The 26874-nt window shown below is 41.9% G+C and carries 25 protein-coding genes and 3 tRNA genes; 10 read left to right on the top strand and 18 right to left on the bottom strand.

The genetic code is table 11. The features are described from left to right. The 10 genes from FXV91_RS02475 to FXV91_RS02430 all read right to left on the bottom strand — a co-directional run bounded on the left by FXV91_RS02475 (position 1) and on the right by FXV91_RS02430 (position 9918). Entirely contained in the window at positions 1-1737 is a 1737-nt protein-coding gene (locus tag FXV91_RS02475; protein WP_229387997.1) for an ATP synthase subunit A, read from the bottom strand. Beyond that, positions 1728-2033, bottom strand: a complete 306-nt coding sequence (locus tag FXV91_RS02470; RefSeq protein ID WP_229387995.1) for a V-type ATP synthase subunit F — start codon at positions 2031-2033, stop codon at positions 1728-1730. The genes FXV91_RS02475 and FXV91_RS02470 overlap by 10 nt, the downstream gene beginning before the upstream one ends. Continuing rightward, positions 2033-3115 (bottom strand): V-type ATP synthase subunit C, encoded by a 1083-nt coding sequence (locus FXV91_RS02465; protein WP_229387993.1) that lies wholly within the window; start codon positions 3113-3115, stop codon positions 2033-2035. The genes FXV91_RS02470 and FXV91_RS02465 overlap by 1 nt, the downstream gene beginning before the upstream one ends. A gap of 6 nt (positions 3116-3121) precedes the next feature. After that, positions 3122-3673 carry a V-type ATP synthase subunit E gene (locus tag FXV91_RS02460; protein ID WP_229387991.1) on the bottom strand — a complete coding sequence of 184 codons (552 nt, stop codon included), beginning with the start codon at positions 3671-3673 and terminating at the stop codon, positions 3122-3124. 200 nt (positions 3674-3873) lie between these two features. Further along, positions 3874-4122: an ATP synthase gene (locus FXV91_RS02455; RefSeq protein ID WP_048137321.1), complete on the bottom strand. Its 249-nt coding sequence runs from the start codon at positions 4120-4122 to the stop codon at positions 3874-3876. A 4-nt stretch (positions 4123-4126) separates the two neighbouring features. Then, a complete protein-coding gene (locus FXV91_RS02450; protein ID WP_229387989.1) occupies positions 4127-6076 on the bottom strand; it encodes a V-type ATP synthase subunit I in 1950 nt (649 codons plus the stop codon). Beyond that, positions 6069-6398, bottom strand: a complete 330-nt coding sequence (gene ahaH / locus FXV91_RS02445) for an ATP synthase archaeal subunit H (RefSeq protein WP_229387987.1) — start codon at positions 6396-6398, stop codon at positions 6069-6071. The genes FXV91_RS02450 and ahaH overlap by 8 nt, the downstream gene beginning before the upstream one ends. Positions 6399-7354: 956 nt before the next feature. Next, positions 7355-8536 (bottom strand): radical SAM protein, encoded by a 1182-nt coding sequence (locus FXV91_RS02440; protein WP_229387985.1) that lies wholly within the window; start codon positions 8534-8536, stop codon positions 7355-7357. 138 nt (positions 8537-8674) lie between these two features. Beyond that, the gene (locus FXV91_RS02435) at positions 8675-9562 is read right to left on the bottom strand and encodes a geranylfarnesyl diphosphate synthase (protein WP_229387983.1); all 888 of its coding nucleotides are present in this window, start codon (positions 9560-9562) and stop codon (positions 8675-8677) included. Then, positions 9538-9918, bottom strand: coding sequence for a cytochrome c maturation protein CcmE (locus tag FXV91_RS02430; protein WP_229387981.1), 381 nt, complete (start codon positions 9916-9918; stop codon positions 9538-9540). Before FXV91_RS02430 ends, FXV91_RS02435 begins: the two co-directional genes overlap by 25 nt. 1592 nt (positions 9919-11510) lie before the next feature. On the opposite strand from FXV91_RS02430, the gene FXV91_RS02425 reads away from it, so the two are divergent. The 3 genes from FXV91_RS02425 (at position 11511) to FXV91_RS02415 (ending at position 12647) form a co-directional block, all read left to right on the top strand. Beyond that, a tRNA-Gly gene (locus FXV91_RS02425) sits at positions 11511-11582 on the top strand. Between the two features lie 67 nt (positions 11583-11649). Next, positions 11650-11734, top strand: a tRNA-Leu gene (locus FXV91_RS02420). 208 nt (positions 11735-11942) lie between these two features. Then, positions 11943-12647 (top strand): DUF2795 domain-containing protein, encoded by a 705-nt coding sequence (locus FXV91_RS02415; protein WP_229387979.1) that lies wholly within the window; start codon positions 11943-11945, stop codon positions 12645-12647. A gap of 435 nt (positions 12648-13082) precedes the next feature. Here FXV91_RS02415 and FXV91_RS02410 read toward each other — a convergent pair whose 3' ends face one another. From FXV91_RS02410 to FXV91_RS02385, 6 genes are all read right to left on the bottom strand, one after another. Next, complete coding sequence (locus FXV91_RS02410) at positions 13083-13646, bottom strand: phosphatase PAP2 family protein (RefSeq protein ID WP_229388583.1); 564 nt, start codon at positions 13644-13646, stop codon at positions 13083-13085. A 148-nt stretch (positions 13647-13794) separates the two neighbouring features. Beyond that, positions 13795-15324, bottom strand: a complete 1530-nt coding sequence (locus FXV91_RS02405; protein WP_229387977.1) for an MBL fold metallo-hydrolase — start codon at positions 15322-15324, stop codon at positions 13795-13797. A 157-nt stretch (positions 15325-15481) separates the two neighbouring features. Then, entirely contained in the window at positions 15482-15919 is a 438-nt protein-coding gene (locus FXV91_RS02400; protein ID WP_229387975.1) for a GIY-YIG nuclease family protein, read from the bottom strand. Positions 15920-15945: 26 nt separating this feature from the next. Continuing rightward, positions 15946-16905, bottom strand: a complete 960-nt coding sequence (locus tag FXV91_RS02395) for an ADP-ribosylglycohydrolase family protein (RefSeq protein WP_229387973.1) — start codon at positions 16903-16905, stop codon at positions 15946-15948. Positions 16906-17252: 347 nt separating this feature from the next. Next, complete coding sequence (locus FXV91_RS02390) at positions 17253-18047, bottom strand: hypothetical protein (protein WP_229387971.1); 795 nt, start codon at positions 18045-18047, stop codon at positions 17253-17255. 328 nt (positions 18048-18375) lie between these two features. After that, positions 18376-18738: a hypothetical protein gene (locus FXV91_RS02385; protein WP_229387969.1), complete on the bottom strand. Its 363-nt coding sequence runs from the start codon at positions 18736-18738 to the stop codon at positions 18376-18378. 523 nt (positions 18739-19261) lie between these two features. Between FXV91_RS02385 and FXV91_RS02380 the strand changes: the two genes are divergently transcribed. Continuing rightward, positions 19262-19828: a hypothetical protein gene (locus tag FXV91_RS02380; protein WP_229387967.1), complete on the top strand. Its 567-nt coding sequence runs from the start codon at positions 19262-19264 to the stop codon at positions 19826-19828. 269 nt (positions 19829-20097) lie between these two features. On the opposite strand, the gene FXV91_RS02375 is transcribed toward FXV91_RS02380, so the two are convergent. Together FXV91_RS02375 and FXV91_RS02370 are read right to left on the bottom strand one after the other, a co-directional pair. Beyond that, positions 20098-20172 (bottom strand) — tRNA-Glu (locus tag FXV91_RS02375). 236 nt (positions 20173-20408) lie between these two features. Then, positions 20409-21650: a proteasome-activating nucleotidase gene (locus FXV91_RS02370; protein WP_229387965.1), complete on the bottom strand. Its 1242-nt coding sequence runs from the start codon at positions 21648-21650 to the stop codon at positions 20409-20411. Positions 21651-22701: 1051 nt separating this feature from the next. On the opposite strand from FXV91_RS02370, the gene FXV91_RS02365 reads away from it, so the two are divergent. From FXV91_RS02365 to FXV91_RS02340, 6 genes are all read left to right on the top strand, one after another. Next, positions 22702-22833 (top strand): DUF131 domain-containing protein, encoded by a 132-nt coding sequence (locus tag FXV91_RS02365; protein ID WP_229387963.1) that lies wholly within the window; start codon positions 22702-22704, stop codon positions 22831-22833. After that, positions 22830-23192, top strand: a complete 363-nt coding sequence (locus FXV91_RS02360) for a DUF131 domain-containing protein (RefSeq protein WP_229387961.1) — start codon at positions 22830-22832, stop codon at positions 23190-23192. The genes FXV91_RS02365 and FXV91_RS02360 overlap by 4 nt, the downstream gene beginning before the upstream one ends. 520 nt (positions 23193-23712) lie before the next feature. Further along, positions 23713-24987: an adenylosuccinate synthase gene (locus FXV91_RS02355; RefSeq protein ID WP_229388581.1), complete on the top strand. Its 1275-nt coding sequence runs from the start codon at positions 23713-23715 to the stop codon at positions 24985-24987. Positions 24988-25283: 296 nt separating this feature from the next. After that, positions 25284-25733 carry a 30S ribosomal protein S19e gene (locus tag FXV91_RS02350; protein WP_229387959.1) on the top strand — a complete coding sequence of 150 codons (450 nt, stop codon included), beginning with the start codon at positions 25284-25286 and terminating at the stop codon, positions 25731-25733. 87 nt (positions 25734-25820) lie between these two features. Beyond that, complete coding sequence (locus FXV91_RS02345; protein WP_229387958.1) at positions 25821-26189, top strand: DNA-binding protein; 369 nt, start codon at positions 25821-25823, stop codon at positions 26187-26189. Positions 26190-26194: 5 nt separating this feature from the next. After that, complete coding sequence (locus FXV91_RS02340) at positions 26195-26797, top strand: alpha hydrolase (protein WP_229387956.1); 603 nt, start codon at positions 26195-26197, stop codon at positions 26795-26797. Positions 26798-26874 lie beyond the last annotated feature (77 nt).

The following is a 26874-nucleotide window of genomic DNA, read 5'->3' as shown; positions in this document are numbered from 1 at the left end:
TTACCTACCTCTCAGGGATGCAAACTCCTTATCCATCTTTGCTAGGACTGCGTTCATAGAAGCATCGAAGTTCTCCTCAAACTTAACCTTAGGAAGCTCATCCTTAGATGACATCTTGACAATTTCCGAAACCAGAACACCCGATTTCAAAGCTTCCTGTGCATCGTCTCCGAACTTCATGATTGCCTTCATGATTTTGTACTGTTCAGAGAACGGGCTGTAAGTATCTATTGGATGGAATGCATTCTGCTGCAGGAAAATTTCCCTGATCATACGGGTAATTTCAAGCAAGAGCTGCTGATCGTCTGGAAGAGCGTCGGAACCTACAAGCTGTACAATCTCCTGCAGTTCGGATTCTCTCTGGAGCATTTCCATTGCTCTTTCCCTCATAGACACGTAGTCAGGAGCCACATTATCAGTAAACCAGCCGTCGAGATCTTCCTTGTACAGACTGTAACTGTTCAGCCAGTTGATAGCTGGGAAGTGCCGCCTCTGAGACAACTTGGCATCGAGAGCCCAGAACACTTTCACGATACGCAGGGTATTTTGCGTGACAGGCTCTGAGAAGTCACCGCCAGGAGGAGATACTGCGCCAATAACAGTAATGGAACCTGTTTCACCGCAAAGGGATTGTGCAACACCGGAACGTTCGTAGAATTCGGCGAGCCTTGCAGACAGGTATGCCGGATAACCTTCTTCACCAGGCATTTCTTCCAGACGGGAGGAAATTTCTCTCATTGCTTCTGCCCACCTTGAGGTGGAGTCTGCCATGAGGGAAACGTCTAATCCCATGTCACGGTAGTATTCCGCAATGGTGATCCCTGTGTATACAGATGCTTCTCTTGCAGCCACAGGCATGTTTGAAGTGTTAGCAATAAGAACAGTACGCTCCATGAGTGGCCTTCCGGTCTGCGGGTCTTCGAGTTCGGGGAAGTCGTGCAGAACATCTGCCATCTCGTTTCCTCGTTCACCACAACCTATGTAGACCACAATTTCGGTGTCACTCCACTTTGCAAGCTGCTGCTGGGTAACAGTCTTTCCGGATCCGAAAGGCCCGGGGATTGCAGCTGTTCCGCCTTTTGCTACAGGGAAAAGTCCGTCGAGGATTCTCTGTCCTGTAACCAGAGGCTTTGTGGGCAGTAGCTTTTTCGCCACAGGTCTGGGTCTTCTGACAGGCCACCTGTGCATCAGTTGCAGCTCGGTCCCGTTAGTCAGAGTACAGACAGTGTCTACAACAGTGAAGTTTCCGCTCTTAATTTCGGAGATTGTACCTGAGACATCCGGGGGCACCATGATTTTGTGTTCAATATTCACGGTTTCCTGAACAACTCCGATTGTTTCTCCACCTTTTACAAAGTCGCCTTTCTTGACGATGGGTTTGAATTCCCAGATTCTTTTGTGATCAAGTCCGTCTGCACTGACACCTCTCTGGATGAAGCTGCCCATCTTCTCAAGCAGAACGTGCAGAGGCCTTTGAACTCCATCATAAATACTGGAAAGAAGACCCGGACCAAGTTCCACAGACAGAGACATTCCTGTAGTTGCACAGGGCTCCCCTGGCTTGACGCCTGCGGTCTCTTCGTATACCTGGATGATGGTTTTTGGCCCTACTATCTGGATGACTTCACCCATTAAACCTTCATTACCGACTTTGACCAGGTCATACATTTTTGCCTGCAAGCCGATGGCGGTGACGACAGGCCCAGCCACACGATAAATTTCACCTTTTACTTCCACAAATCAACACCTACCGCTTGTTTTATTTTTTCTCTTAAACTCATTGAGCCTGTCCCGCTGCCTCCCAGGGCTACTACTGTGGGCTGGACAGACTCATTCAAGTTTTTCCTTAAACTTTCCGGCAGATTACCAATGTCATCATTATGCATTACAAGAATCCCGATACTCTTATCTTCAAACACCGATTTTACCGCGGACTCGGTGGTTGGGTTATCAGTAGTTTCATAAACTTTTCTGATACCAGCCAGCCTGAAGCCCGTGACAAACTCGCTCTTTCCGATCACTGCCAATTCCATTAGATAACCACCAACTGGTCTTTAATTAGCGTATCATCGAGGCTAGCCTCCTTGCCTCTGAAAATGATCCGGAGGTTGCTGACCTCGTTATTTTTATGGATAATATAGTCCATAATAGGTACAATTGAGATCGGAGATACATGCGAGTAAGTGGTTGCAGATTCAAGATAGTATCTTATGAGCCTGCTTTCAACAATAGTCAGAGAAGCCGTCTCCAGACCCGCGACACTTGAAATTGCATCCCAGTACTGAGTTTTTCGAAGTTCATCGATAAACTGTTCATAGGGAAGCGATGCCAGTTTCTCGGGCTTAAGCTCCAGGCCACCTTCGATCATAAGGGGCATGATATCATCAGACTTCTCGACTCCTGCTTTTTTGAGCCTGAAGAGGTTACTCAGGTTCTTGACATCGACTTCGAGTTTGATGAACCTGGCAAAGAGCTTACGGTCCTTGGATCTTGGTTTTCCGATTGCGGCAAACAGGCTTGAATAATACATCTTGTCAAGCTCGTTTTCTATATACGCCAGGTTAGTTCCGTCAAACTCCTGCAGCAGGGGATAGTAGTCAGTCTCTTTCAGGGTATCAATGACTTCCTGATATGTGGCCTTGGCTGCAAGTTCTGACAGGAAGGTATAAGTAAACTCCCCGGCAGAAATAAGAGACTCGAGGATGTCCTCAACGGATGCATTGTAAATTTTCCCGCGGAGAAGTGTTTTTACATTCCAGATGTCATATCTTCGAAGATATGCAGTGATCAGGTAATTCAATTCTCCTGAGGTGATCCTGAGCAACTTATCATAGGTGAGCGCAAGATTTCTGTTTAATGCATGTTCTGCCAGATCGCCACCGCTGTATTTCATTGCCAGTTCGTCAACGTCGTTTTTGTATTCAGACTCTTGGATAAAGCGGGTGATTTCATCAATACCCATATTGAGAAGCCGCGGATATGTTTCTTTAGGAAGCAGCTTACTCTTCATCGCACGGACACGGGTTACGGCATAAGCATAGTTAGAAGTGCCTTTTTTCTTCTTATCGGATTTTCGGTAGGGGTTTTTTCCCCAGAGTCTCTCCAAAAGCCGCATCGAAAATCACCCGTATAAAATATCAGATATCTGCTTCAATGAACGCTCATACACGTTTTTCAGGATTGAATCATATGTGAAGTCTAACCTGATTGTCCTGTCTTCGTTTTCAATAACAACGCCGCCGATAGAGTCTATGTTACCAGCATAAGTTAATGAAGATAATTTCCTGACGGTCTCTTCTGAAGCCTTAGAAGAATAAATTCTAGCACCGCTAGCCTCATACTTGTTAATAATATGCTTCAGCAGCTCTTCTTTTTTGGACGCCGGCATTGACTTGATGCTTTCAACTGTCTGGCTATAAACGCTATCTAGAAGTTCCTTGCGCTTGTTAAGCGTAATTCTTTTTACTTCCAGGTTTGCACTTGATATAACCTGCTGGTGCAGCTTTTGGAGGTCCTCTTCCACCTTGGCAAGGCTGTCCCCGAGCATCTTCTTCTGTACTTCTTTAGCCTCATTTGTGATCTCGGAGGCCTTCGCATCGGCTTCGGTTTTTATACGTGAAACCTCGGCTCTTGCACCCTCCTGGATATCTTTTATAACGATCTCTAGTCCCATGCTTACACCTCCAAATAAATTTAGAGCAAAAAAGTGCTCTAAAGCTTAGAGCAGAAACTCTAAGCTGCTTAGAGTGCAACGATACCTAAGGGGAAACTTAGAGCACATAACCACTCCAACTCCGCCTGGCAAGGAAAAAACACCCAGAGAAGCTCGGAGTGATGCTCTAAGAAATTTAAGAGCGAGATGCGCTCTTAAATTTAAGCAGAATTGATAAGCAATGCAACGACAAGACCGAAGATAACGATGGTTTCAGGAATGACAGTAAGGATAAGACCCTTACCGAATAACCCTTCGTTTTCTGCCATAGCGCCGATTGCTGCGGTACCGATTTCCTTTTCAGCCCATGCAGATGCAAGCCCAGTTACTGTGATTGCGAGTGCTGCACCGAGTGCTTTCATTCCGTCTGCGTCCAGGAAAGGTCCACCAACTAATTCTTCTCCTACCATGTTTTTATTCCTCCGTGTATTTTCTTATGTATCCGAATGGGTTGTACTTTCTGCCCCCGCCTTCGTAGAATTTTCCGAAGAACTCTACGTACTGCAACCTGAGTGCGTGCAGCCCGGGAGCGATGATACTCAAGACAGTGTTAAGAGCATGTCCGAGTATAAACACAAGTATTGCAGCTACTGCTAAGAAACCGATCTTGGAGTGATCAGACCAGATCATTTCAAAAGCAATATCATTGACCGTTGAAGCGATGTAAATCGAAGACAGACCGACTGCGATAATACGGGCATACGACAATGCATTACCCATAAGAGATGGCAACTCAATCGGACCTTTGATACCTTCACCCATGGTGAGCATCACAATTCCGAGAACAAGAATTCCAGCACCGACGTAAGCCAGTCCCGAATTGCCGCCAAGGTAGCCGATAGCTGCAACGAGTGCACCGAGCTGAATAACAAGCCAACTGCCTTTTTCAAGAACCGCATGCTTCATTCCGTGGTGCCTGGAGATGTTTGCAAATCCGAGCAGGAACCCGAGATTAAGTTGAAGCAGTCCTATTGTGACAGTTGCTGCAATCATAGTCATTACCATGTGAGTCCTGTGGACAGGGAACGTAAATTCCTCGCCTCCGAGCCCTTCAAACAGAACAATAGTTTCCCAGCCAGGAATCAGGCCCGGAACTACACCGTGCGCAGTATGAAGACTCGCTAACGAGAACCCTAAGAACTCGCCATAAATAATTCCGAATATAAATGTTGATATCTGACAATAGATCAGAATGTCCATGAGAGGCTTCACTGCATCTGACTTTACTGCCTTTTTGACAGCCAGTGCAATTGCTCCCAATATCAGTGCATATCCGATGTCTCCGAGAATCAGCCCATACATCAGTGGGAAAGTAATTAAGATCACTGAGGATGGATCGAGTTCAGTATACTTGGGCCTGGAATACAGGTCCATGATCTGCTGCATCGGCGCTGCAATTTTTGAGTTGTTGTACTCAACAGGGACATGCTCCTCTTCCTCTTCATCAATTTCGAGGCTTGTGACGTATGCCTTGCCATTAGTGGCACTGTTGACTGCACTGACAACTTTGTCATAATCCTCGGTTGGAGTCCAGCCTTCGATTATGAATGCGTTTGCAGATGTAGCTATTCTTAGAGGCAATTCTGCCTTCTGACTCTCGATGCTCAAGATCTCGTCACTGGCAAGGATGAAATCGGCATACTTGGCTTTCAAGGATTCGATGTCAACCCTTAAGGACTCGATCTTTCTGGTGACTTCGGCTTCTTTCTGTTCGATAAATCTTAACAGCTCGCTTGGGACACCACCTCTTTCCGGAACTCTGAGTTCTCTGAATCCAAGATCCTGAAGTACTTCGTAAACTCTGTCGGCATCGCTTTTGGCTACAAACAATACGACCGCTTTTGATTGAGGGTCATAGTACAGTTCATAAGCTTTGGTGATGCTTGAAATCTGACTTCCATCCAGGCTTCCTTTTACCATACCTGCGAAAACCTTAAGGCTCTCGTAGCCACGGTAATCATCGAAATCAAGATTGATGGACAGATAAGGCAGGATCTCCCTCTTCTGGGAATCCAGGTCTTTCAACTCATTATCAAGCTGAGCAATTGATTCTGTTTTGGTTGCAATTGCCCTGTCCAGCTCATTCAGCTTCGAATCAAGGTCGCGCAGAACAGAGTCAGTTTTCTGAACTACCGGTTCTTTTTTTACAATCCCCAAATAATTGGCGATAGAACGGATCTTCACAAGCTTTTTCGAGACTTCTTCTGCGTTTTTCAATGGCTTGCTGATCTTAAAACCAGACTCGTCTTCGACAAAATCTTCAATATGAAAGAGATTCGTATCATGCAATGAATCGATGGTTTCTTTTAGAATGCTTTTATGCCCGACAATGACGGCCCTTGTCATCTCTTTAGGTCTACTCATTAAGGACCGCCCTCTCAAACTCCTGTACTAGGTAATTGACGGATTTGTCGATATTAGCTTGAGCTTTTTGGGACATGGCTAATGCGTTTTTTTCACCATCGTTGACGATCTTATCTCTTTCCTCCAGGATCTTTTCTTCACCTACTTTAAAAGAGTCTTGTGCAGCTTTATGTGCATCGGTTTCGGCCTGCCTCAGGATTTCCCTGGCTTCAGCCCGAGCATCGGAGATGCGCTTGTTTTTGGAATCAATGGCATCGTCAACCATTGATTTAGCGCTCTCTTCCGCTTTTTTTATTTCGGATAAGATTTCATTTTTAGCCATGTGAATCTCCGTCTCTCAAAATTTAATATATAAATTAATAATTAAAAATCCCTACTCCAATGGAGGTAGTTAACAAATCCTTCGCGAAAGAACTATATAACAGCTTCGGTTTTGTCGAAGAAGAGAGGAATAATTATAATGATTATTAGTTACATATCAAATTGGAAGGGAATTTTTAAGAAATTTAGTAATATAAATAGCAAAATATATGGTTTAAATCCAAAAGATTAAATATAACAGTAAAAAATAATTAAATAGAAACAGTAGAATATAATTAATTGGTAAAAAATACTGACTCTTACCTGCATAAAAGGATAATAAAGCCATAAAAATAACTATTTCACATTAATGTTTTAATAGATGGTTTGAAGGTCATTTTAAAATAAATGTGAATTTACAGCTTTGATTTAAGACTTTGTAAAATAAATTACATGCCAGTATTAGCCTTAAAACACAGACAGCATTGCTTTTAGAAGTAGGAGATTTAAAGCGATTTTAAAAAAGAAAAAAATGAATTTATTCAGGGTGAGAGATAGAACAATTTTTTAAAATAGAAAATGTATTTTCGAGTAATGTAAACCATTTTTCACAAAGGCAAACAAGTTATTTTTAGAGGTGTATGGATCTCATTTAAATAGAGATTTTATTCAGAATATGTATACAAAACTCAGGGAATGAAAAATTACTGCTCGGAGACAGGGAATAAAAGAGAGTAATTCCAGAGAAAGATTCGAAATAAAGCTTTTATTATTCGACAAAAGTTTAGAAAGAAAATGAATAAATAATAATTGAAAAATTCCCATCAAACCTTAAAACATAGAGAAAATACTGCAGAAAAATATGAAGACAAAAGAGAAAAAAGAGGGAGTAATGTAAAAAAAATCCAAAAAAAAGAGATCCTGAAAAAGCAGGAAAGCCGAAGTAAGTAAAATTTCCTTTTAAAGCGAGAAAGGAAATTACTTAAGCCTATAAGGGATCCTGGCTCCTTTGGGGATAGTATGTATATACTCCTTCCGGAAGTCAGGGTTTCGCATCATACAGTAAGCTGCGTCATCCTTCTTGTAGGCATTATGCTTCCCCATGCGTTTCCAGATAGTTTCAAGGGGCTCTTCGCAGATATTGCCAAAAGAGAGTGGGGTATATGCACAGGGCATAACCTCTCCATCCGAAGCGGCATGCATCCAGCGCCTGCCGGCAAAGCATCCGAAAAGTTCAGGACCCATAAAATAAGGAAAAGCTGTTACCCTTGGGCCTTCGGGTTTGCTGTTCATAGCTTTCTGGAATGTCTGAAGCCTGGATACATCCTTCTCGCTTATTACCTCATCCTCATGTTCAAGCCAGCGCCCTACTGCAATGATCTCATAGATAGACATTTCCGACATTTCCAGATCGGCTGCAAGGGAATAGAACTCCTCAAGATCGTCGATATTATGCGGAGAAACAACCACAAACGCGTCAGTAAGGATTCCTGCAGCGCCTGCATTTTTTATTCCGTCAACCGCATCCCGGTATGCGCCGCTCCGGCCCCTGATACGGTCATGCTCAGCTTCAAAGGGACTGTCCAGGCTGATCCTGGCAGCGTACAGGCCTGCATCTTTAAGTGCTCTTGCCCGCTCTTCGGATAGCTTGAAGCCAGAAGTAAAACAAGTGGCAATTGCCTTTGTCTTGTCTACCCTGGATACCATCTCAACGAGATCGTTTCTGAGCATCGTCTCTCCGCCGTCAAAGGAAATCAGATAGGCTCCGAGGTCAAGGCTCTGGTCCACAGCATTACAGATCTCATCAAGGGTCAGTTCCTTTTCAGGTTTGATATCGGCTGCTCCGCAGTGAATACACCGGTTTGGGCAGCGGGCAGTAATACCTATTGAAAATTGGTCAGGAACCCGCTTCTTCCTTATGGCTGCAATTTCAGCGCTTATGGCCCGGCTGAAAACAGGACCCGGGATAGGAGGAATCCAGGTAGAAAAAATAATCTCGTCTTCACTTATTGAAATGGGTTTTTCTTCCGCAAAGATGTTGTTTATACGTTTCAGAAAAGGTTTTGCAAGCTGGGAAAGAGGGCCCTCTGCATCGAGAACCAGTTTTTCATTTTCTGTGCTGGCATTTACCTTAATCACCGGACTATCATATACTCGCATGGATACACCTGATAAAGTTAGTGGCAAAAGCTGGAACTTTTTAAGTTTGAATTAAGAAACTGAATTATATCATTTTTGGCATTATATAAATAGAAGTTCGGCAAAATCAATTCATTTTTCAGGAAAAGTGAGATTTAGTCAGACATTCTCAAGCATGTCAACGGTAATATAATCGGTTATCTGAAAAAGTTTGTTCCTTGCCGGACATTCTCGGAATGTCCCCAGGGTTTCTTTTGCGGCACTAACGTGCAGCTTTACAGAATCCATAGACTTCTTTAAGGCTTCTTCCTTTGACATGTTTCTCATGTAGATGTGCGGCAGGGTTTCAGATGTGAATTTAGACTCTTTACCCTCGACCACTTCAAGAAACTCAAGGATATCGTCAACAATCTGGTATGCGGTTCCGAGAGCATTACCGAAAAAGCTAAAACGTTCTGCAAGCGTCTCATCAGCTCCTCCCGTATAAGCCCCGATGGATGCACTGATTGCGAATAAAGAAGCCGTTTTCTTATAGATGCATTTGAAATAATCGCTCTCTCCGAAGTTATCATCATCAAGCCTCAGGTCAAGGACTTCCCCTTCAGCCATATCCATTCCCGCCTTTCCGAAATCTCGAACTACCTTTTCCCCATAAGGAGAAATGAATGCAATTGATTTTGCAATAAGATAGTCTCCACAGAGCAACGCTCTGGAAGGCCCGAATTTCTCAGGGGCAGAAGGCATATTTCTCCGGATAAGCCCCTGGTCCAGCAAGTCATCGTGAATTAAGGAAGCCGAGTGCATCATTTCAACGGCAAGGGCTGCATTAAGACTCCGGGAATATGAGCCTGAACAGATCTCACTGACCAGAAGGAGGATAATTGGTCGAATTCGTTTTCCACCGGAATGACAGACATGCCCAACCATTTTTTTTAAGCCGGAGTCCTCTATTCGGGCAATTGAGTCCTCGATCCCGGCTTCTACATATCTGTATTCTTCCCATTCTTCAATATTCATCAATATTACTCCGTATACTTTGACGGGCATCCGGTAACTATCTTATTTGCCTCAAACGTAGATTCGGAAATCATTGTTCCGGTGATGGTCACCTGTTTTCCTTCGGCAAGATTGGGAGGGAGATCTCCTACATAATTCACATGTATCTTAAGGTTTTCATCATTTTCGTCTTTCAGTTCAAATGACGTTATGCCAGGAGATTTTTCAAGGCTTCCATCCTCTACAATTCCCATGGCATTTATAATCTGGCCGGTATAACCCTGAGGGTCAGAGAGAAGCTCGGATACCGCAAGGTATCCGTCTGAAGAGTCAACTCCATATAACCCTATAAGGAACACACCAGCAATAAAAGCAACTGCAAGCAATGATTTCTTTTTTTTATTCATACTAAAACCCCGTATAACTCGATCATTACATTAACCTTTTGTTGAACTCTGCATAATTCTTAAGTAATGAAAGGAGGTACACAAATATGAGTACCCAGCTGATTGCAAATGCCAGAATAAAGGGTTCCATTTATATCACGTCTTTGCACTATCAGTTTCTTCAACTCACCTTTGAAGCCAGGGCAGTTTAAGAGAAGAAAGCTAGTTTTGAGAACTTATGTCTAGCCCTATATAAGAGTATATATTCCTTATCAGAGAAATAAGATTCCTGAAAGAAAAACAGGAAAAAAGTCAAAGTTTTACTCTAACAGTAAAAATAATAATATTGATTTTACTCTTAAGAGGAGAATATTATTTTTGCAGTAAAAGCATGATATCTGCAAATTTATAAATCAGAATCTTTGCAAAGCAGATACATCGAAATTAAGCGTTTTTCGTTCAAGATGTAGCAAAAAGAGATGAATTTAACCAGAAACTCTGCTTCTATTAAGGATAAAAATATTATATAGTTAAAGATATATTTGGTTGAATTTACTCTGAAGTATTAGTATTAAAAATCCAATTTTACAGCAGGCAGGGTTGACAATAAAATAAAACTGCGTGTATAAAATTAAGATATATAATAATCATGATAATTCGGCAGGCACTTTACATGATTCAATATCATTAACCTGGATTTGCGGGTTTGAAACCTTAAACGAAGTAATTCAGCAAAATATGGTTGAGTTAATGGACAAAAGCTTCTATTTGAACGAAGAACTGTAAAAATGTTGAAGTGAATAGACAGAAAAATAAAAAATTGGTATGATTAAAGGCTGGATATATTAAAAAGGCCAGATATCTACTTTTGACTTTATTTGTAGTTGTCCTCTTTTCCGAAAATACCTGATTGCTACCTTTTAATGGTGTATTTTCAGACATAATGATATGTTGTCATAACTTATCCACTGCTTTTATTGCTATATTGACCCAAAAATGATGCAATCTCCTTTATCTACAGAATGGTCGATAGCCTACCTTTATTTATCTATTCAATTTCATCTGGATCTCAGTTTATCTGGATCTCAGTTTATCTGGATCTCAGTTTATCTGGATCTCAGTTTATCTGGATCTCAGTTTATCTGGATCTCAGTTTATCTGGATCTCAGTTTATCTGGATCTCAGTTTATCTGGATCTCAGTTCATCTGGATCTCAGTTTATTGTATCTAAATTTATCTGAAGAAATTACCAGACAGGATAGGGAAGACATAGGAATGTTTGGATTGAAAGATGGCTTACGGATTTAAACATAAATCAGGAGTTTTTTTGTCGACGACAGGGAAGTTACAGCCCTGCATTATGCAGAAGAAAGATCCAGAGAGCTATTTTCTAATGTTCGGAATAGTCAACCATATCAACCAATTAACCAGAACTACAGATAGTCAAGAAGAGAATAATGAGAGCTAACCTTGAAGATTTCATAAATACCGGAGAAAATTATAGTAAGGGAAAAAGGGAAATATATCACAGTAACACATGATATTATAAAAAAATATCAAATGTCAAGCGAAAACGTTATATTTAACAAATACCTCTAGATGTGTTGCAGTTTGCGTTGATGGTCTAGTGGCTATGACTTGGGCCTTCCAAGCCCAAAACCCGGGTTCGAATCCCGGTCGGCGCATTTAACCTTTTTCAAAGATTTTTAATTCTCCTTTCTCTATTTTACCACTAAAAAAGACAACAATATTGCGAGGGTTGCCCAGCCAGGTCAAAGGCGATGGGCTTAGGACCCATTTTCGTAGGAATTCGTGCGTTCGAATCGCACCCCTCGCATTTCTTTTTAAATAATGTTTATTTTAACTTTCTGTTCTGCATTTTTGTAAATGCTTATTCAATGAAATAAAATCAGTTTGATAAAGATTTTCAATCTCAAGAGAAGCATTTATAAAGTATATAGTTAAGCATTTATTTATATGATAAATATTAATATAATTGTTTAAATTGGGGGTAAATCCATAAAACATATGGAAGGTGAAAGGGTATGAGGGCGAGTGCCAGTAATATACAGGATGTATTAAAAGATGTACAGTTTCCAGCGAGAAAGGAGGAAATCATAGAGCAGGCTAGAAAACAGAATGCTCCTAGCGAGATAATAGAAAATCTACAACAGCTTCCCGATCAGACGTATAAGTCAGCGGAATCTGTTATGGACCCTCTTCAGAAAGGAATTGGCGGTGTAACGAAGGGAGTATCCGAATCAGTCGGTTCTATTCTGGGAGGAGTTGGCGGTGTGACGAAAGAAGTATCCGAATCAGTTGGCTCCCTTCAAAAAGGAACTGGCGATGTGACTAAGGGGGTCTCCGAATCAACAGGTTCCCTTCAGAAAGGAGTTAGCGATGTGACGAAGGGTGTATCCGAGTCATCCGGTTCTGTTCTGACAGGAGATATATTGAAAGGTATGAAGTTTCCAGTGAGAAAAGAGCAAATTTTACAATACGTTAGAGGACAGAATGTCACTAACGACGTAATTGAAGATCTGCAAAGGCTTCCGGACAGGGAATACGAGTCAGCCGAATCTGTTATGAAAGCATTGGAAGCATCCGGCAAGCAGTCCAGCCAACAGGCTGGTGGAGGCGGAGGAGGAAAGAGTCAGGGCTTTGGCGGAACCGGTACTGGTGGATCAGGAGGAGGAGGCCCTTCGACTGGAGGAAGCAGCCAATCTTTCGGAGGAAGAGGAGGAAAATAAATCCCTTTATCTGCGTATGAGTACGCAGGAACCGTTAGATATCAAGTGACAAGAGGATTAAGTTTCAGCTCATTATGTTTCAATGCATCAGATTTCAGAGAGTTAAATCTCAATTATACTGAATATTCAGTATGAGAAATATCAGTATTATAATTAATGTCGACTAAAACTCAAGAATGAAAAATGATCGGATTTACCCCTGATCAACTTAAAACAAAAACCTGTAGAATCTAGCAGCTTTGTAATTTCGCTTTTATATATTTAATTCGTTTTTATGGGTTTTAACTTGAATCCTGCAAGGGTTTTTAATTTCTAGATTTTTAATTTATGTTTACTCCGGTTAGTTCCGAGTTAATCCTGCTCTTTTCAGTGAACCTTTATGGATTTGGTTTCCATTTACTCGAGACCCTGGCCGAATATTTCCGGATAAACGGATCAGGGCTGTTGAAGAGGTTGATCAAAAATCTCGTCTTCGCTCTCCTCAAGGGATTCCAGAGCGCCCCCTAAAAGTCCGGACTTTATCAGCATTTTTTCTATATAAAGCCAGAAAAACCCGAGTATGAAGCCTATAATTGAGCCTACAAACACATCCGAAGGGAAATGAACTCCGATAAATATCCGGCTCAAACTTACCGTAAAAGCAAATGCCCAGACTAAAAGTTTAAACTTTCCTGCTCTTGGATGCAAAAACATAGCCAAAGCAAAGGACATAAGAGAATGCCCGCTCGGCATCGAGTATCCTGTGGCACAGGCAACAAAACGAATAGCTTCAGGTCTTGGGACTGCAAAAGCAGGCTTAAGAGCCATTGCTAAAGCCCATGACGAGACAAGTAAGGCAAGGAAAAGTATTGTTTCCTGCCTGCCCCTGTAATAAAAGAGAGTGGCAAGGATAAGGAAAAGAAAATAATCGAATTGGAGGCTTACAAATAACATAAGAGGGTCAAGAAAGGAGAAAGAATTCAGGAGTGTCAGAACATAGTAATCAAACTGAGAGACCATTGACAAGCAGGATCACTTCTTATCTTTGCCGGGTGCCGGGCTAAAACCGATTACCTTACAAGTTAGGTTTAATCAATTAGATTACTTTCGGATATCAAACTATTTATTATTGATATAATTTCCATATTTTGCATATCCGGATTTTCTCTTACAGATACTTTCTTGCTAGATACCTCTCCGGGTTTGAATGCTCGACAAGTTTTCCGTTTTCCAGCAGGGATACCGAACCGTGACCGCAGCAAACAAGGCATCTTTTGCCCTTCTTTACAAGTTCGTTATCAAGTTCCACTATAAGGGAAATGAGAGCATTTCGTTCCTCTCTTGCAAGGCTGCTGTCCACATTCACCGATGTCATGAGGTAATCAGCCAGGATATTATATTCAGTCCTCTCCGGGCTCAGGCTCCTGAAGTTGATCACTGAATCCTGAGGGAAGACAAGCCCTTCTTCAGGACACAGGTAAAAGATTCCCCCATGCATATGTCCCCCAAGACCCTCAAGAGCTTCAAATTCAAGGTCTCCTATCCTGAAGCGAGCAATAATAGGAAAAGCGCTTCTTCTCTTAGTATCTTCATCCTTAGCTGAGATATCCGGGAAAAGGATTACATTTGAAGGAGGAGTGAACCTTGAAAAGAGGTTAATCATTTTTGTATAAACCTCTTCCAGAATACATCCCTGATTGCTGGACCCATAAGCTCTGCTGGTTTCCCTTGTGATTTTAAGGGTTTCCTCATTGAGGAAAGAGGGAACGGAAAAATAGCCTGCAGCCCCACAATGGTCAGCATCTGCATGAGTAATGTAGATCCTTTTAAGCAGGCTAAGATCCCCAAGCCCGTATTGCTGGAGCATATTTACGACATCCGGCTGGTATATGCCATAGCCCGTATCGATCATTACTCTTTCTTCAGGAGTGTCGAAAAGATAGATATTTCCCCCGCAGGGAAGCTGGAAGCAAAAAAGTTCAATGCCGTCCTTTATCCTAACCCTCTGCACATCGGCATAAAAATCTTCTCCGGATGTCCGGCTAAGTGTGTCTCCAACCTTAAGGATATTCTCAAAGACTTCAACAGGGTCTTTCCGCAGGTTAGAGAGTTCCTGAGCGATATGATTCATGTCGTGCAGGAATTTCATTAAAAAGGCATCTTCTGCATTTCCGACATAGTTCCTCAGCTTCTGGGCAAGCCTGAGATAAAAAACCGTATTATCGAGTTTCTCTCCTGTTGTGTCATACTCAACAATCTCAAGCCTGTACTTTGATTTGAGCTGGTTCAGGAGAGCATCAATAAGGCTGGCATTTTCAATATTCAGGCTCACAACAAGTCTTTCAGAATGTTGCCCCCGGTCGTCGAAATCAAGGAAAGTTATATTTGCCTCTGAAGAGGTGATATGGTTCAGGAAATCAAATAAGGCTCCAGGGCAGTTAGGAAGATAGACATTGAACTTAAGAAAAGCTACAGGCTGCAAAGAGGTCTGGAGGTAACCTATTCTTTCCAGTTCCTCACGGATTTTTTCATAAGCCTTTGAAGCAGTTGCCACCTCAAAAAAGACGATATTCCTGTCGATTCTCCGGTCATACTGGATTCGGTTGATATTCCCTTCATACCGCGTTATAATCTCGGCTGCCCTGTGCAGTGCTCCGGGCTTATCAGGCATGCAGGCAATAAAAGAGAATTGTTCCATGAAACATCCCCTGAGCAGACAAAAAACGTTTTTTTAAACTTATAAAATCCTGCCTTACTTTAAAGCTTTCCTGTTTTCGTGAAAGGGAAAGGAAAAAAAAGAAAAGAAAGTAAAATACAGTAAAATAAGTAAAATAAAGTAAAACAAAATAGGAAATTCAGCACTCAAGCAAGACAGGAAACAGTCCAAGAGCTTCGAAAGCTCCCGTAACCTCAGAAAGAGGATTCTTTTCCCGGTAAAAAAGATGAGATCTGCAAGAACAATCCGTGCACCCGAATCCTTTAGCAGAATCTCCTCCAAGCCTGCGGGCCAGTTCACACTCAAGCCGGGAAGAAGTGCGGGCACAAACTGCCCACGCCAGTTTAAATGAAGAGTTCAGGTGGAGGTAATCCACGTGCCATCTGGGATCCTTATCTCTTTTCAAAGAAAGGTCAATATGCCTTTTTACTCTCTTCATGCCCCCTGATCCGAGCGCTGAGCCTGTGTAGATATGAAAACCTTCAGAAAACGAAAAAGTGCCCTTTTTTCCTACTTCAATTATACAATCCCTGTTTTCAAACACCAGACAGTAAACACCTTTTTCGGAAAAGTCCATTTTTAAGACCTCAAAATCTCAGGACTTTATTTCATCCCGGAAACCAGAAAATATTTCTCAAGCAGAGGATCCACCATTTGCTCCAGTATTTCTTTACCATTCAATGACTTAATCCAGAAGGAAGGCACTGCTTTAATTCCAAGCCTTGTCCCAAGAATTCCGCCTGCAACACTGCCTACTGAATCCGAATCTCCAGTTATATTTACAGCAGTCTGGACTACTTTTTTATAGTTATCAGGATAACGCAGGATGCAGAAATAAGCAAGAGCAAAAGTCTCATCCGCATACCAGCCCTGTCCGATTTTCGGGAGAGCTTCTTCGTCACTCAAATTACTATGAGCAAGGTCATAAGAGCCTTTGAGAGCTTCCGTAAACTCATCAGAAATTCCTTCCGTTACCCTGAGAAGAGGTAGAAACATATCTTCCGGAGCTACTCCATCAAGAGCCAATTTTACGGAGTATGCTCCTGCAACCGAAGAAGCGTCTGCAGTAGGATGGGTATGAGTTATTTTTCCGGAAATCGAAGCCGCTTTAATCAGTTTTTCAGGATCATTTTGGAAAATGAAGCCAAGAATTCCAACCCGCATGAGGCTTCCACAGGTTTTCGAATTTAGTCCGGATTCAGTCCAGTGAATTCCATCTTTAAGACTCAAAGCCGCACCCTTTGTAGTTGCTCCTGCCCCCAGGTCAGGCTCGTCCAGCCAGAGGATAAGTTCTTCTGCAATTCTATCCATAAGCTCGGGCAGTTCAAGTTCAACTCCATGCAGGATCCCTCTGGCAAGTACAAGCATCAACTGAGTGTCATCGGTCCAGAAAGCATCAGGAGCTAATTCGAGAATTCCCTGTTCTCCGTATTTCTCTTTTATCTGCTCAAGGGTCAGGAGCTCTACGGGGCGGCCGAGGGCGTCAGCACAGGCTGTGCCGAAGAGGTAGCCTCGGAGTTTGCTTTTGAGATCAGGAGCAGCTTGCATATTTCTTGTACTCATTATTTCAATTCCAAAATTCAAAAGAGAAATGTAACTATTATGTATGACTAGGTTTACTTATAGAGCTTATCCCAAAACTCAAAATTTGCTTCTATAGTCTCATATTTTAAACAGCCAAGAGATTCTGATTATGAAAGCAATCCTGAATAATTCTGAGAATTGGGATTAAAACTGATTTTGGATAAGCTCATATGTTGTATAGTAGAACTTACGCAGTTGAACAATAACAGCAGCATGAAGTACCAAATTTTCTAAAACATATTATTCATGTAAAGAGCTCATGCTTGTTCTTATGTATCAAGTGCGATTTTGTTCTTTGGCTGAAAGTGTTCTTAAGTATTTTCATTTTATGGGCATGTTATTTGAGGAACATCATGTGCGTTTTTTGGAATGATTTTTCTTAGGTCGTCTAGACCTACACAGAGAGGTAGATTGTCATTAACCTGTTCTTCTACCGTTGACTGGATCTTGGGAGTAATGACAGGGTCTATTTTTTCTTTAAGAAGAGCTAAAATGGCCTTTGAAATTTCTTGCTGGTACGGTATCTCAGTATGTATATTTTTGTTCTTCCATTCCAGTGTAAAGTGATCTACAAAAGATTCAGAATAAGAAATCTGGAACTTGGTTATTTTGATACACTCCAAAGCTAATTTCTTATCATTAATATGGGCAAATAATGAGATATAGGCATTATTTGACTCAACGTTTTTTGCATGTATAATGGCTGAATACTTTAACTCACTCGGTAATGGTATTGAAATCCCATTACATTCTATTTTTTCCACATTACCTTTTACGTTGCATTGAATTTCAGAACCTAGCTCCGCATCAATTTGTACATTTCCGACTATAAAGGAGCCTTCAAGCTTTTTAGGGCAGTTGGTGATATTTGCTTTTTCTATGCTCATAATTTCGAAGCGTGAAATTGATAGTGAATGAAGACCTTTAAGACATGAAAAGTTATAGTTCACAGTAGCCGTGCACTCATTAGAAATTTTCACTGAGTCTTTACCAGAACCCGCGTCCTTCATCGGGTCGAGTCCTAATTGTTTAATATAATCTGGTATAATTCTATTGATGCCTACGATGTTAATTTCAATAAATTCGTTTAAAAGATCAATAATTGGGTTCTCAGATACCATAATTAGTTTACACCTCTCATTTTGTTATGTTTAAGACTTACGCACCTGAAGTACAAAACTAGGCACAATCGGTGTTGTAACTGAATTAAGGATTTGGAAAGTTGAGGGCCTAATGCTATCGATTTTTCAGTTTAACTGCGTAAGTCTTATTTAGTACTTCAATACGCAAGTCCTACTAAATACAAACGGAGAGCAATTATGACTTAACTTCAGATGCATATTAGTACGTTAGAGATCATAGTTAAAAATTGATTTTTAACAAAATATAGCTAGCTGTTGACTATTTGCTTCTAAAGATAAGTCCTACAATTGTACAGTAGACTCCGATTCAATAATCTATAGAAGCTTCGAAAGTTGTATCCTTTTTTATACTCCAGTAAACATCAACATGTATAGTATCTGTACCCCAACCCTTAGAGTATTTGACTGTCCTTTTATCACCTTTTTTTAATCCGGATTCATCAAAGTGTACTTTTTTTATGACTACCCGCCAGCTACCTTCGTCTGGAGCCGTGATAGTTCCAGTAACATCACGGCTTAGAGGGAAAGGAACAGGTACGGGTTTATCTATTGATCCATGACCATTTATTACATGTATCAAGATTGGAATCGAGCCATTTGATATCAATTCATCTTGCAATACATTTCCTAGTTTTCTCATCTGCTCTTCGTTTATTCCTGTTCTTTCCATGACAATTTGATCAAAATTTGTCAATTTTTCACCTTCTTATTTAATCAACTTTATCAATACTATACTAAATTGGGAGAAAAAATCCATGTGCTATTTACTCTGTTGAGCTGAAAAAACAATATCATTAAACTTGAAACAATATAAAATACTGAACCAATAGTAACATGAATTTGCTTGATTTAGTATTCCAAGTGCACAAGTCTGAGTATATTATTTTCACTTCAACTGCGTAAGTCCCACAGCAATTTTTTGCTGTGAACAAAGCTAAATAAAATACGCAGGTAAAAATAGGTTATCCAGATAACGTATGTGCACACTGCGCATGATTTGTTTGACGCGTAGATAGAAAAAGTGAAAGATTAATCCCACAGTAATTCTTTACTGTTAGCTGTGCTAGAATAAAATACGTAAGTAAAAATAGGTAATACGGATAATATACGTTTAGTATGCGTACAATACGTTTGATATGCGCATGAGAAATTAATGAATTCAAAAAGAGAATGGAACTACTGGATGTATTTTTTTGAACACCCACCGCATTTCCACTACAATCTCGCAGAGACACTGGGAATTATTAAAAAAACATGCCGAAAAATACGAAACACAGCAAAAAGCCCTGGAGTTTGCATTAGAAAGTCTGGAAAAGAGCTCAAAACAGATTCAGGAATTAACCCTTGAAGAGAAATATTGGATGCGCCTTAGAAGGGCAAAATCACTGGTTATCATTGAAAAGACTGCATTTAAATATCTAATAGAAACCACTGATATCGAGTTCCTAGATAAACTTTTTAGCCAAAACAAAACGATAGAATATACAATTGAGCTTTACTTTCAAAAGTCTCTTGAGGAATGCAGCCTAAATGAAGTTATAGACGGTCTAGTTATTAATCTTAACATAACTAACTGGGTTGATACTATAGAATATACAGATAACGGAGGCTATTATAAGCTTATAATCACGCATGGTCTTGGTTTTGCATTTTCGAAATTACTTGCAACTTCAATTGAAAACATGTTCAAAACTTATGGAGTCAAGGCAGAGAGTGTCGTTTCAGTAAAAACCATTTTCATGAAAATACTTAAAAATTAGCAACTTGTAACCTGAACTTCACCTATATTTGATAACCTATCACTGATTCATTCTTTTGATGTCGTTTTTTACCGGAATTAAATATTTTCCTCTTTTTAGATGTTGATGTCTATGCGCCTGATATAGATAAAATAAAAAGATGTCTGTTTAGATTTAGATGTTCAGATGTTTAGATTTTTAAAATTTAACGCAATTAATCCCTGAGTTACTGTAAAAGTTCTAAACATACAGCATAAAAGAATTATGAAAAAAGGTGTAAAAAGGAAAAGTGCTCCGATGGGGATTTGAACCCCAGTCGCAGGAGTGAGAGTCCTGAATGATTGGCCGAGCTACACTATCGGAGCACGCTGTCAATATGCTCTGCCACTAAGGCAGCATACCTTCAAGTGATTTATAAAATATAAACCTTTCGACTGATATTTAAAAAAATATTAAAACTGCCAGGCAGACCTGTGCCTTACCCGGCGAGGGCAGGAGGGAGATAGCCCCTCAGCCCGGAATAAAATCCCTTTGTTTCGGTTTCGATCCGGTTGAGATCCGGTTGAGATCCGGTTTCGATTCCGTTTGAGCTTTAGCAGGGTTAGACGAACATAGCCTGCGGAATTGTCGGCTCCTTCACGTTTACGACCTTGTCGTAAGCTTTGAGGAAATCTGCCATAGCTATCTGTTTCCCACGCCTGCGCAGGACAAAAATTCCGGCTTCTTTGACAATTACGTTTATATCTGCCCCGCTTCTTCCTGACAGGACCTTTGCAAGCTTCTCAAAGTCCACGTCATCGGCAAGTTTCATCTTGCGAGTGTGGATTTTCAGGATCTCGATTCTGCCCTTATCATCGGGAAGCGGAACTTCAATTGACCTGTCAAACCTGCCAGGTCTGAGAAGGGCAGGGTCAAGCAGGTCAATCCTGTTTGTTGCCGCAACCACTTTTACATTGCCTTTCGGATCAAAACCATCCATTTCGGCAAGGAGCTGAAGCATTGTCCTGTTTACTTCTGCAGAGCCGCTTGTCCCATCGTAGGTCCTCATGCTGCCCACTGCATCGATTTCGTCTATGAAAAGAATGCTTGGGGACTTGTCCCTTGCAAGCTGGAAGATGTCCTTAACGAGCCTTGAGCCTTCCCCGACGAACTTCTGGACAAGGTCAGAGCCTGACATCCGGATGAAGGTGGCTTTTGCCTGAGAGGCTATGGCTTTTGCAATAAGGGTTTTTCCCGTACCTGGAGCGCCGTGAAGCAGAACACCGGATGGAGGTTCAATTCCCAGGTCCTCGAAAAGCTCGGGCTCTGTAAGAGGAAGTTCTACACTTTCACGGACTTCCTGAAGCACCTCATCCAGCCCGCCAATCATGCTGTAGTCTACACCCGGAGAGTTTATAAGCTCCATAACCTGAGCTCTCACATCGGCAGCCCTGCTCACTATGGAGATGATTGAATAAGCCCCGTTTACAGCAACCCTCATTCCGGGCTCTATTTTTCCAAGGCATTCTTCAGGGATCTGCGTGAGGACTTCCTGGTTGTTTCCGTGCTGCCTGATAAGGGCAATTTCCCCATTTACCTCGAGAATAGTTGCAATGAAAAGCGGAGGTTCAGTGAGCTGTTCCAGATGGGCTTTTAATTTATTAATCTCCTGAAGGTGCCTGCCTGTGGCTACACTGGCTTCAAGGAGCCGTGCCTTCATATTTTCGTTCTGGACCTTGAGTATCTCTATCTCGGTTAAGAGAGACTTCACATCCTCAGGACTGATCTCCCCGCACTCAAGCTCAAACTCTACCCTGGATTTGATATCTTCCAGGGATGATCTTATGGCACTGTCTTCTGACATTTGAAAACACCTGTTTTATCGAATAAAATTGATTTGAATATCTGGTTTCAGGTTAATCGAGTTCTAAATGTGTGTTATCTGGTTGATTTGGTTGATTTGAAGACCAAAGGTCTACGAATAAATCGGTTTGCAGGTAATATTCTGTGGCTAACAGGGTTTTAGTAACTACCCTGAGAACTTAGCAATTACCCTGCAGATCTCGTCCGGATATACAATTCTTCCGGGAGATGCTTCCGTTACCTTCAGGGCTTTTACAAAAAAGCAAAAGCCTGAAAACTGGCCAGAACGGAACAATACTTATCATGACTATTGCCCTTCAAAGGGCAATTGCATGTTACCCGGTACAGGACAATTTATACATATGCTTTTTACAGGATAGTTTACATCAAAGGTTAAAATGCAATCGAAGAGGTTCTTATCGTGTTCACAGTATATATAAGATGCCGGAAATAATTATGCATACATAAATATAAAAAGGATATATATAAGTTCCTGCAATACCTGTAGCCCATTGCCGACCCCTGTTAAATTGCTTCTTAATACTCACTTAATATACATCAGCTTTTTTGTTTCAGACACTCTATAATTCTTCCGATTAATTATACATAACTGTCATTTTTCAATGTCACGGCATTTCTCCCTGAAAGATCCAGAATTTAAGAAGCAGAGGCAAAATATAATGATATTTTTATACGACTCTGCCCCGGGGTAAGAACGATATAAAAACATTCCGATATAAAGATGCAGAATCCCGGGCTGAAAAGTGGCAGCCTGGCACAAATAGATAAATAAGATCCGGAACTTCAACGTATTAGAGAGTATCCCTCTCTATTTTGTGCATAGTTCCTCAATAGAGAGAATAAAAAGTATAAACTCGTCTACATACCTAAAAAATTCAAAGGATAGATTTAATAATAAAAGCATAATATCATTCCACATGCGTGCATCAGAAGATTTTCTAAGAGTAGGCGCAACAGTCACATTTATTGGCTTTATTATAGTATTGTTAGGTATTGTTCTCACAATGTTACAGCATCCCGCAAGTACTCAAATGGGTGGACTGATCATGCTCGGGCCTATCCCGATAGTATTCGGCTCTGCCCCCGAAATTACAACAAATATGCTTGGGCTTGGGTTATTAATAACGATTCTTTATCTATTCCTGTGGAAGACGAAACGTTGACTGGGAACTTACTTGTTTTAACTGGAATTTTCATTATACTCTTCGGGTTTTTAATACTTATAATCGGGACAGCCATAGGCATGCGCGAGAATTCTAAACCTGGAGAAGGATATTCAAAAACAAGAGGGAGGTTCGGAAAAGAAGCTAATTCAGGAGATCCTTTCGGTTTTGAAGGAACCGATGATAAAGATTCTCGCACAGGAAAAGTCGGATCAAGGATAAGGGGTGGAGGAGTAATTATGCTCGGCCCGATTCCGATTATCTTCGGAAGCGATGGAGAAAGTGCAAAGACAGCAACGATCCTTGCGATAATCCTGATGATTCTCAGTCTGCTTATTTTCAGAGGTATAATACTCTAATTTGCCTGCATTTGAATTCAAATATTTATCTGTCCTGTTTCAAAGCTAACCTGTTTTCAAAGTTAACCTGTTATCAAAGGTGCAGAGTGCGAACTTCCCACTGTCGAGCTGACACCCTCCGAGGAAGAGGACTTCTTACTGTGCCTTCTTCCTTCATATCTAATACTCCCTGACCCTTATCCTGCCACTTTGTAGTGTAGCTGTTGCCTCACGATATGAGAAAAATCACGTCATGAATTGTTTCGATGTGTCCGGCCTAATTATTATACTTTAGATCTGCGGCTGGTCCCACAATAAGGATTAGACAACTTAGAAAATTATGATACTTCCCGGTTGAAGGGATAGTTTCAGGATTTGGGGAGTTTGCCGCCAGTTAATTTCAGAAAAAGGAGTCAGGGCACTTAAATGGCATACGGACTTAGAAAATAACACATTGAGGGATTTCGGGTTGAAAATGCCCGGAACCGAAGCCAAATATACCGGACAAAACCTTATTAAGGTTAAGCCCGATTCAGGGCTTATGTTTACGATAATCACAGGCGCGCAGTTCGGTGACGAGGGAAAAGGCAAGATTGTCGACCTTCTTGCAAAAGACTATGATATTGTTGCCCGTTTCCAGGGTGGGAACAACGCAGGCCATACAGTAAGGGTAGGAGATGAGGTCTACAAACTGCACCTGATCCCCTCAGGCATCCTGCTTGATGCCAGAGTCCTGATCGGGCCTGGGGTTGTCCTTAACCCTGAAGTTTTAGCTGAAGAAGCAGAAATGTTTGAGAAGCATGGGATAAAAGTAGATTCAGAAAAACTCGGAGTAGACGCAAAAACCAGCATCATAATGCCTTACCATATCGAACTGGACGGGCTTAGAGAAGCTGCAAGGGAAACAAAAATAGGAACCACCAGGCGCGGAATCGGCTATGCCTATATTGATAAGGTAGCAAGAGACGAGATCCGCATGGCTGAACTTGCAGACAGGGAACGTTTCCTGAAAAGGCTTGAAGAGCTTGCTCCTCAGAAAGAAAAAGAAATCGAGGCAATGGGCGGGGACCCGAAGATCGTCAGAGACCCGGTCCTCATAGAAAGATACCTTGAACTGGGAAAAAAATTTGCTGCCTATATTACGGATGTTTCACGGGAAATCAATCAGGCTCTCGATGATGGGAAAAATGTAATGGCCGAAGCCGCTCAGGGCACCCATCTTGACGTTATCCATGGAACCCAGAAATTCGTAACCTCTTCTTCTACAATTGCAGGCTCTGCATGTGCCAACCTGGGAGTAGGGCCTACGAGGGTCGACAGTGTTATCGCCATAGTAAAAGCCTACATAACGAGAGTTGGAGAAGGGCCGCTTCCAACAGAACTTACCGGAGAGCTGGGAGAAAGGATACAGAAAGCCGGAGGAGAGTTCGGAACAACCACAGGCAGAGGCAGGAGATGCGGCTGGTTTGATCTTCCGCTCCTTAAAAAGGCTATTGCCCTTAACGGATATACGGAAATTTCCCTCACCAAACTGGACGTGCTTACAGGCCTTGACACTATAAGGATCTGCGTAGGATACAAATATAAAGGAGAGAGCCTGGACTATCCTCCGGAACTTACAGAAGACCTCGGGGACTGCAGTCCTGTATATGAAGACCTTCCTGGCTGGAAATCCGACCTGACAGAAGTGAAAGCTTATGGAGAGCTTCCCGAAAATGCCAGAAACTATGTCAGAAGGCTTGAAGAACTTATGAAAGTTCCTGTCAATTATATATCTGTAGGCCCGGGAAGAGCACAAACATTTAAAAAAGAATAATATAATTCAGTAAACTTGCCCCGGCAAATTACCGAAAAATGTATATATCAACCAATACGTTTATCAACCCCATTTTCCAGTTTAGACTAAATTCATATTAACCGGCATTATCGGGCCTTCTGGCCCAAATTTTAAGAGTCCGTAGCCAGCTTAAAGACCAGCAATGGACATCTCGGAAGAGCAGAAGAGTTACCTCTTTTCGAGAACAAGAGTTACATTCCTGACAGATTCGGGGGAAGAATCGGCGCTATCTCCCGAATCTGCAAAACTAACGTAATTTGCATAAGGAGGAGAGCATGACAACAGTATTCGATGTCCCTGCAATGGAAATGATCGAAAAGCTTGCAGGTATTCTTAAAGAAAATGAAAAGATCGTTCCCCCTGAATGGGCAGGGAACGTGAAAACCGGAGTTCACAAAGAACTTCCCCCGACCAATGAAGACTGGTGGTACATCAGGTGCGCAGCAGTCCTGAGAAAGATCTATACCGACGGACCAATCGGAATCGAGAGACTCCGATCCGTATATGGAGGAAAGAAGGACAAAGGTGTCCAGCCCTCCAGCAAGGCAAAGGGCAGCGGTTCTATTGCCAGAAAGACAGTACAGCAGCTTGAGGCTGCAGGCTTCCTGCAGAAGGTAAAGAATGGAAGGGCAGTATCGGCAAAAGGGCGTTCCATGATGGATAACGCAGCACACGAACTTAAGCAGGAACTGTTAGAAAAGATTCCTGAACTTGCAAAGTACTGAAAGAGAAAATCCTTCAGAAAGGTGTCTGAGAAATTCGGATTCCCTTTCATATATTATTAATCATATTCCAGAAAACCGGTTTTTTCGGTGATTGCCATGGCTAATATGGATGATGAACTCGAAGAAATCCGAAAAAGACGACTTGCAGAAGTCCAGAGGCAGCAGGCACAGCAACAGCCGTCTGATATGCAGGCGGCGTACCAGCAAGAGCAGGCAAGAGCTGAAATGGAAGCTCAGAAGCAGGCTATACTGAGGCAAATTCTCACTCCCGAAGCAAGGGAACGCCTGACAACTCTGAAGATGTCAAGGCCGGCCCTTGGGGAACAGCTTGAGATGCAGCTGATCTCGCTTGCCCAGAGTGGAAGGCTCCAGTCTCAAATCGATGACGAGCAGCTGAAAACGCTCCTGATGCGGATGCAACCAAAGAAACGCAAGACGTCCATAACCCGGGTTTAAGCACAATGAAAGTCTCGGTCCTCTTTAGTGGAGGTAAGGACAGTTCACTCTCTGCCCTTTTGCTGGAGCCGTTTTTTGAGGTCGAACTCGTAACCTGTAACTTCGGATTGCTCCCTACAGGAGAAATCGCAGCAAAAACTGCTAAGGAGTTACATTTTCCACACAGGGTCCTTTCTCTTGAGCAAGAAATCCTGGAGAAGGCATACGAGATGGTACTGAAAGAAGGGTTTCCGAAAAGCGCCATCAATTATATCCACGAAAGAGCTGTCGAATCTCTTGCTCTGGATCCGGCAGTTAAACTGATTGCCGACGGAACAAGGCGAGATGACAGGGTTCCGGTGCTTTCGATCTCACAGGTAAGAAGCATTGAAGACCGACTGGGAGTTCAGTATTTCTGCCCCCTTAAAGGATACGGCAAAAAAGTTGTGGATTCTCTTGTCGGATGTTACCTGAATGTTGAACAGGGTCCGAGTGAGAGTACCCAGAAAGCGGATTATGAAACAGAACTAAGGGAGTTAATCCGGCAAAGACAGGGAGAGGAGAAAATCAGGGAACTGTTTCCTGTTCATTTCCAGTCCCATGTGCTTTCAAGGAAGAAATTTCCCTGAAAAAAGAAGCAGATACGTTTGAAAACTGAAAGCCTCCCTGAAAGGGAAAAGTCTGGAATAAAGATTTATACAATAAT

Source organism: Methanosarcina sp. DH2 (genome assembly GCF_020804225.1).
Taxonomy (GTDB): Archaea; Halobacteriota; Methanosarcinia; order Methanosarcinales; family Methanosarcinaceae; genus Methanosarcina.
The sequence above is the reverse complement of the archived record's forward strand: the minus strand, read 5'-3'. Positions and strand labels throughout refer to the sequence as shown.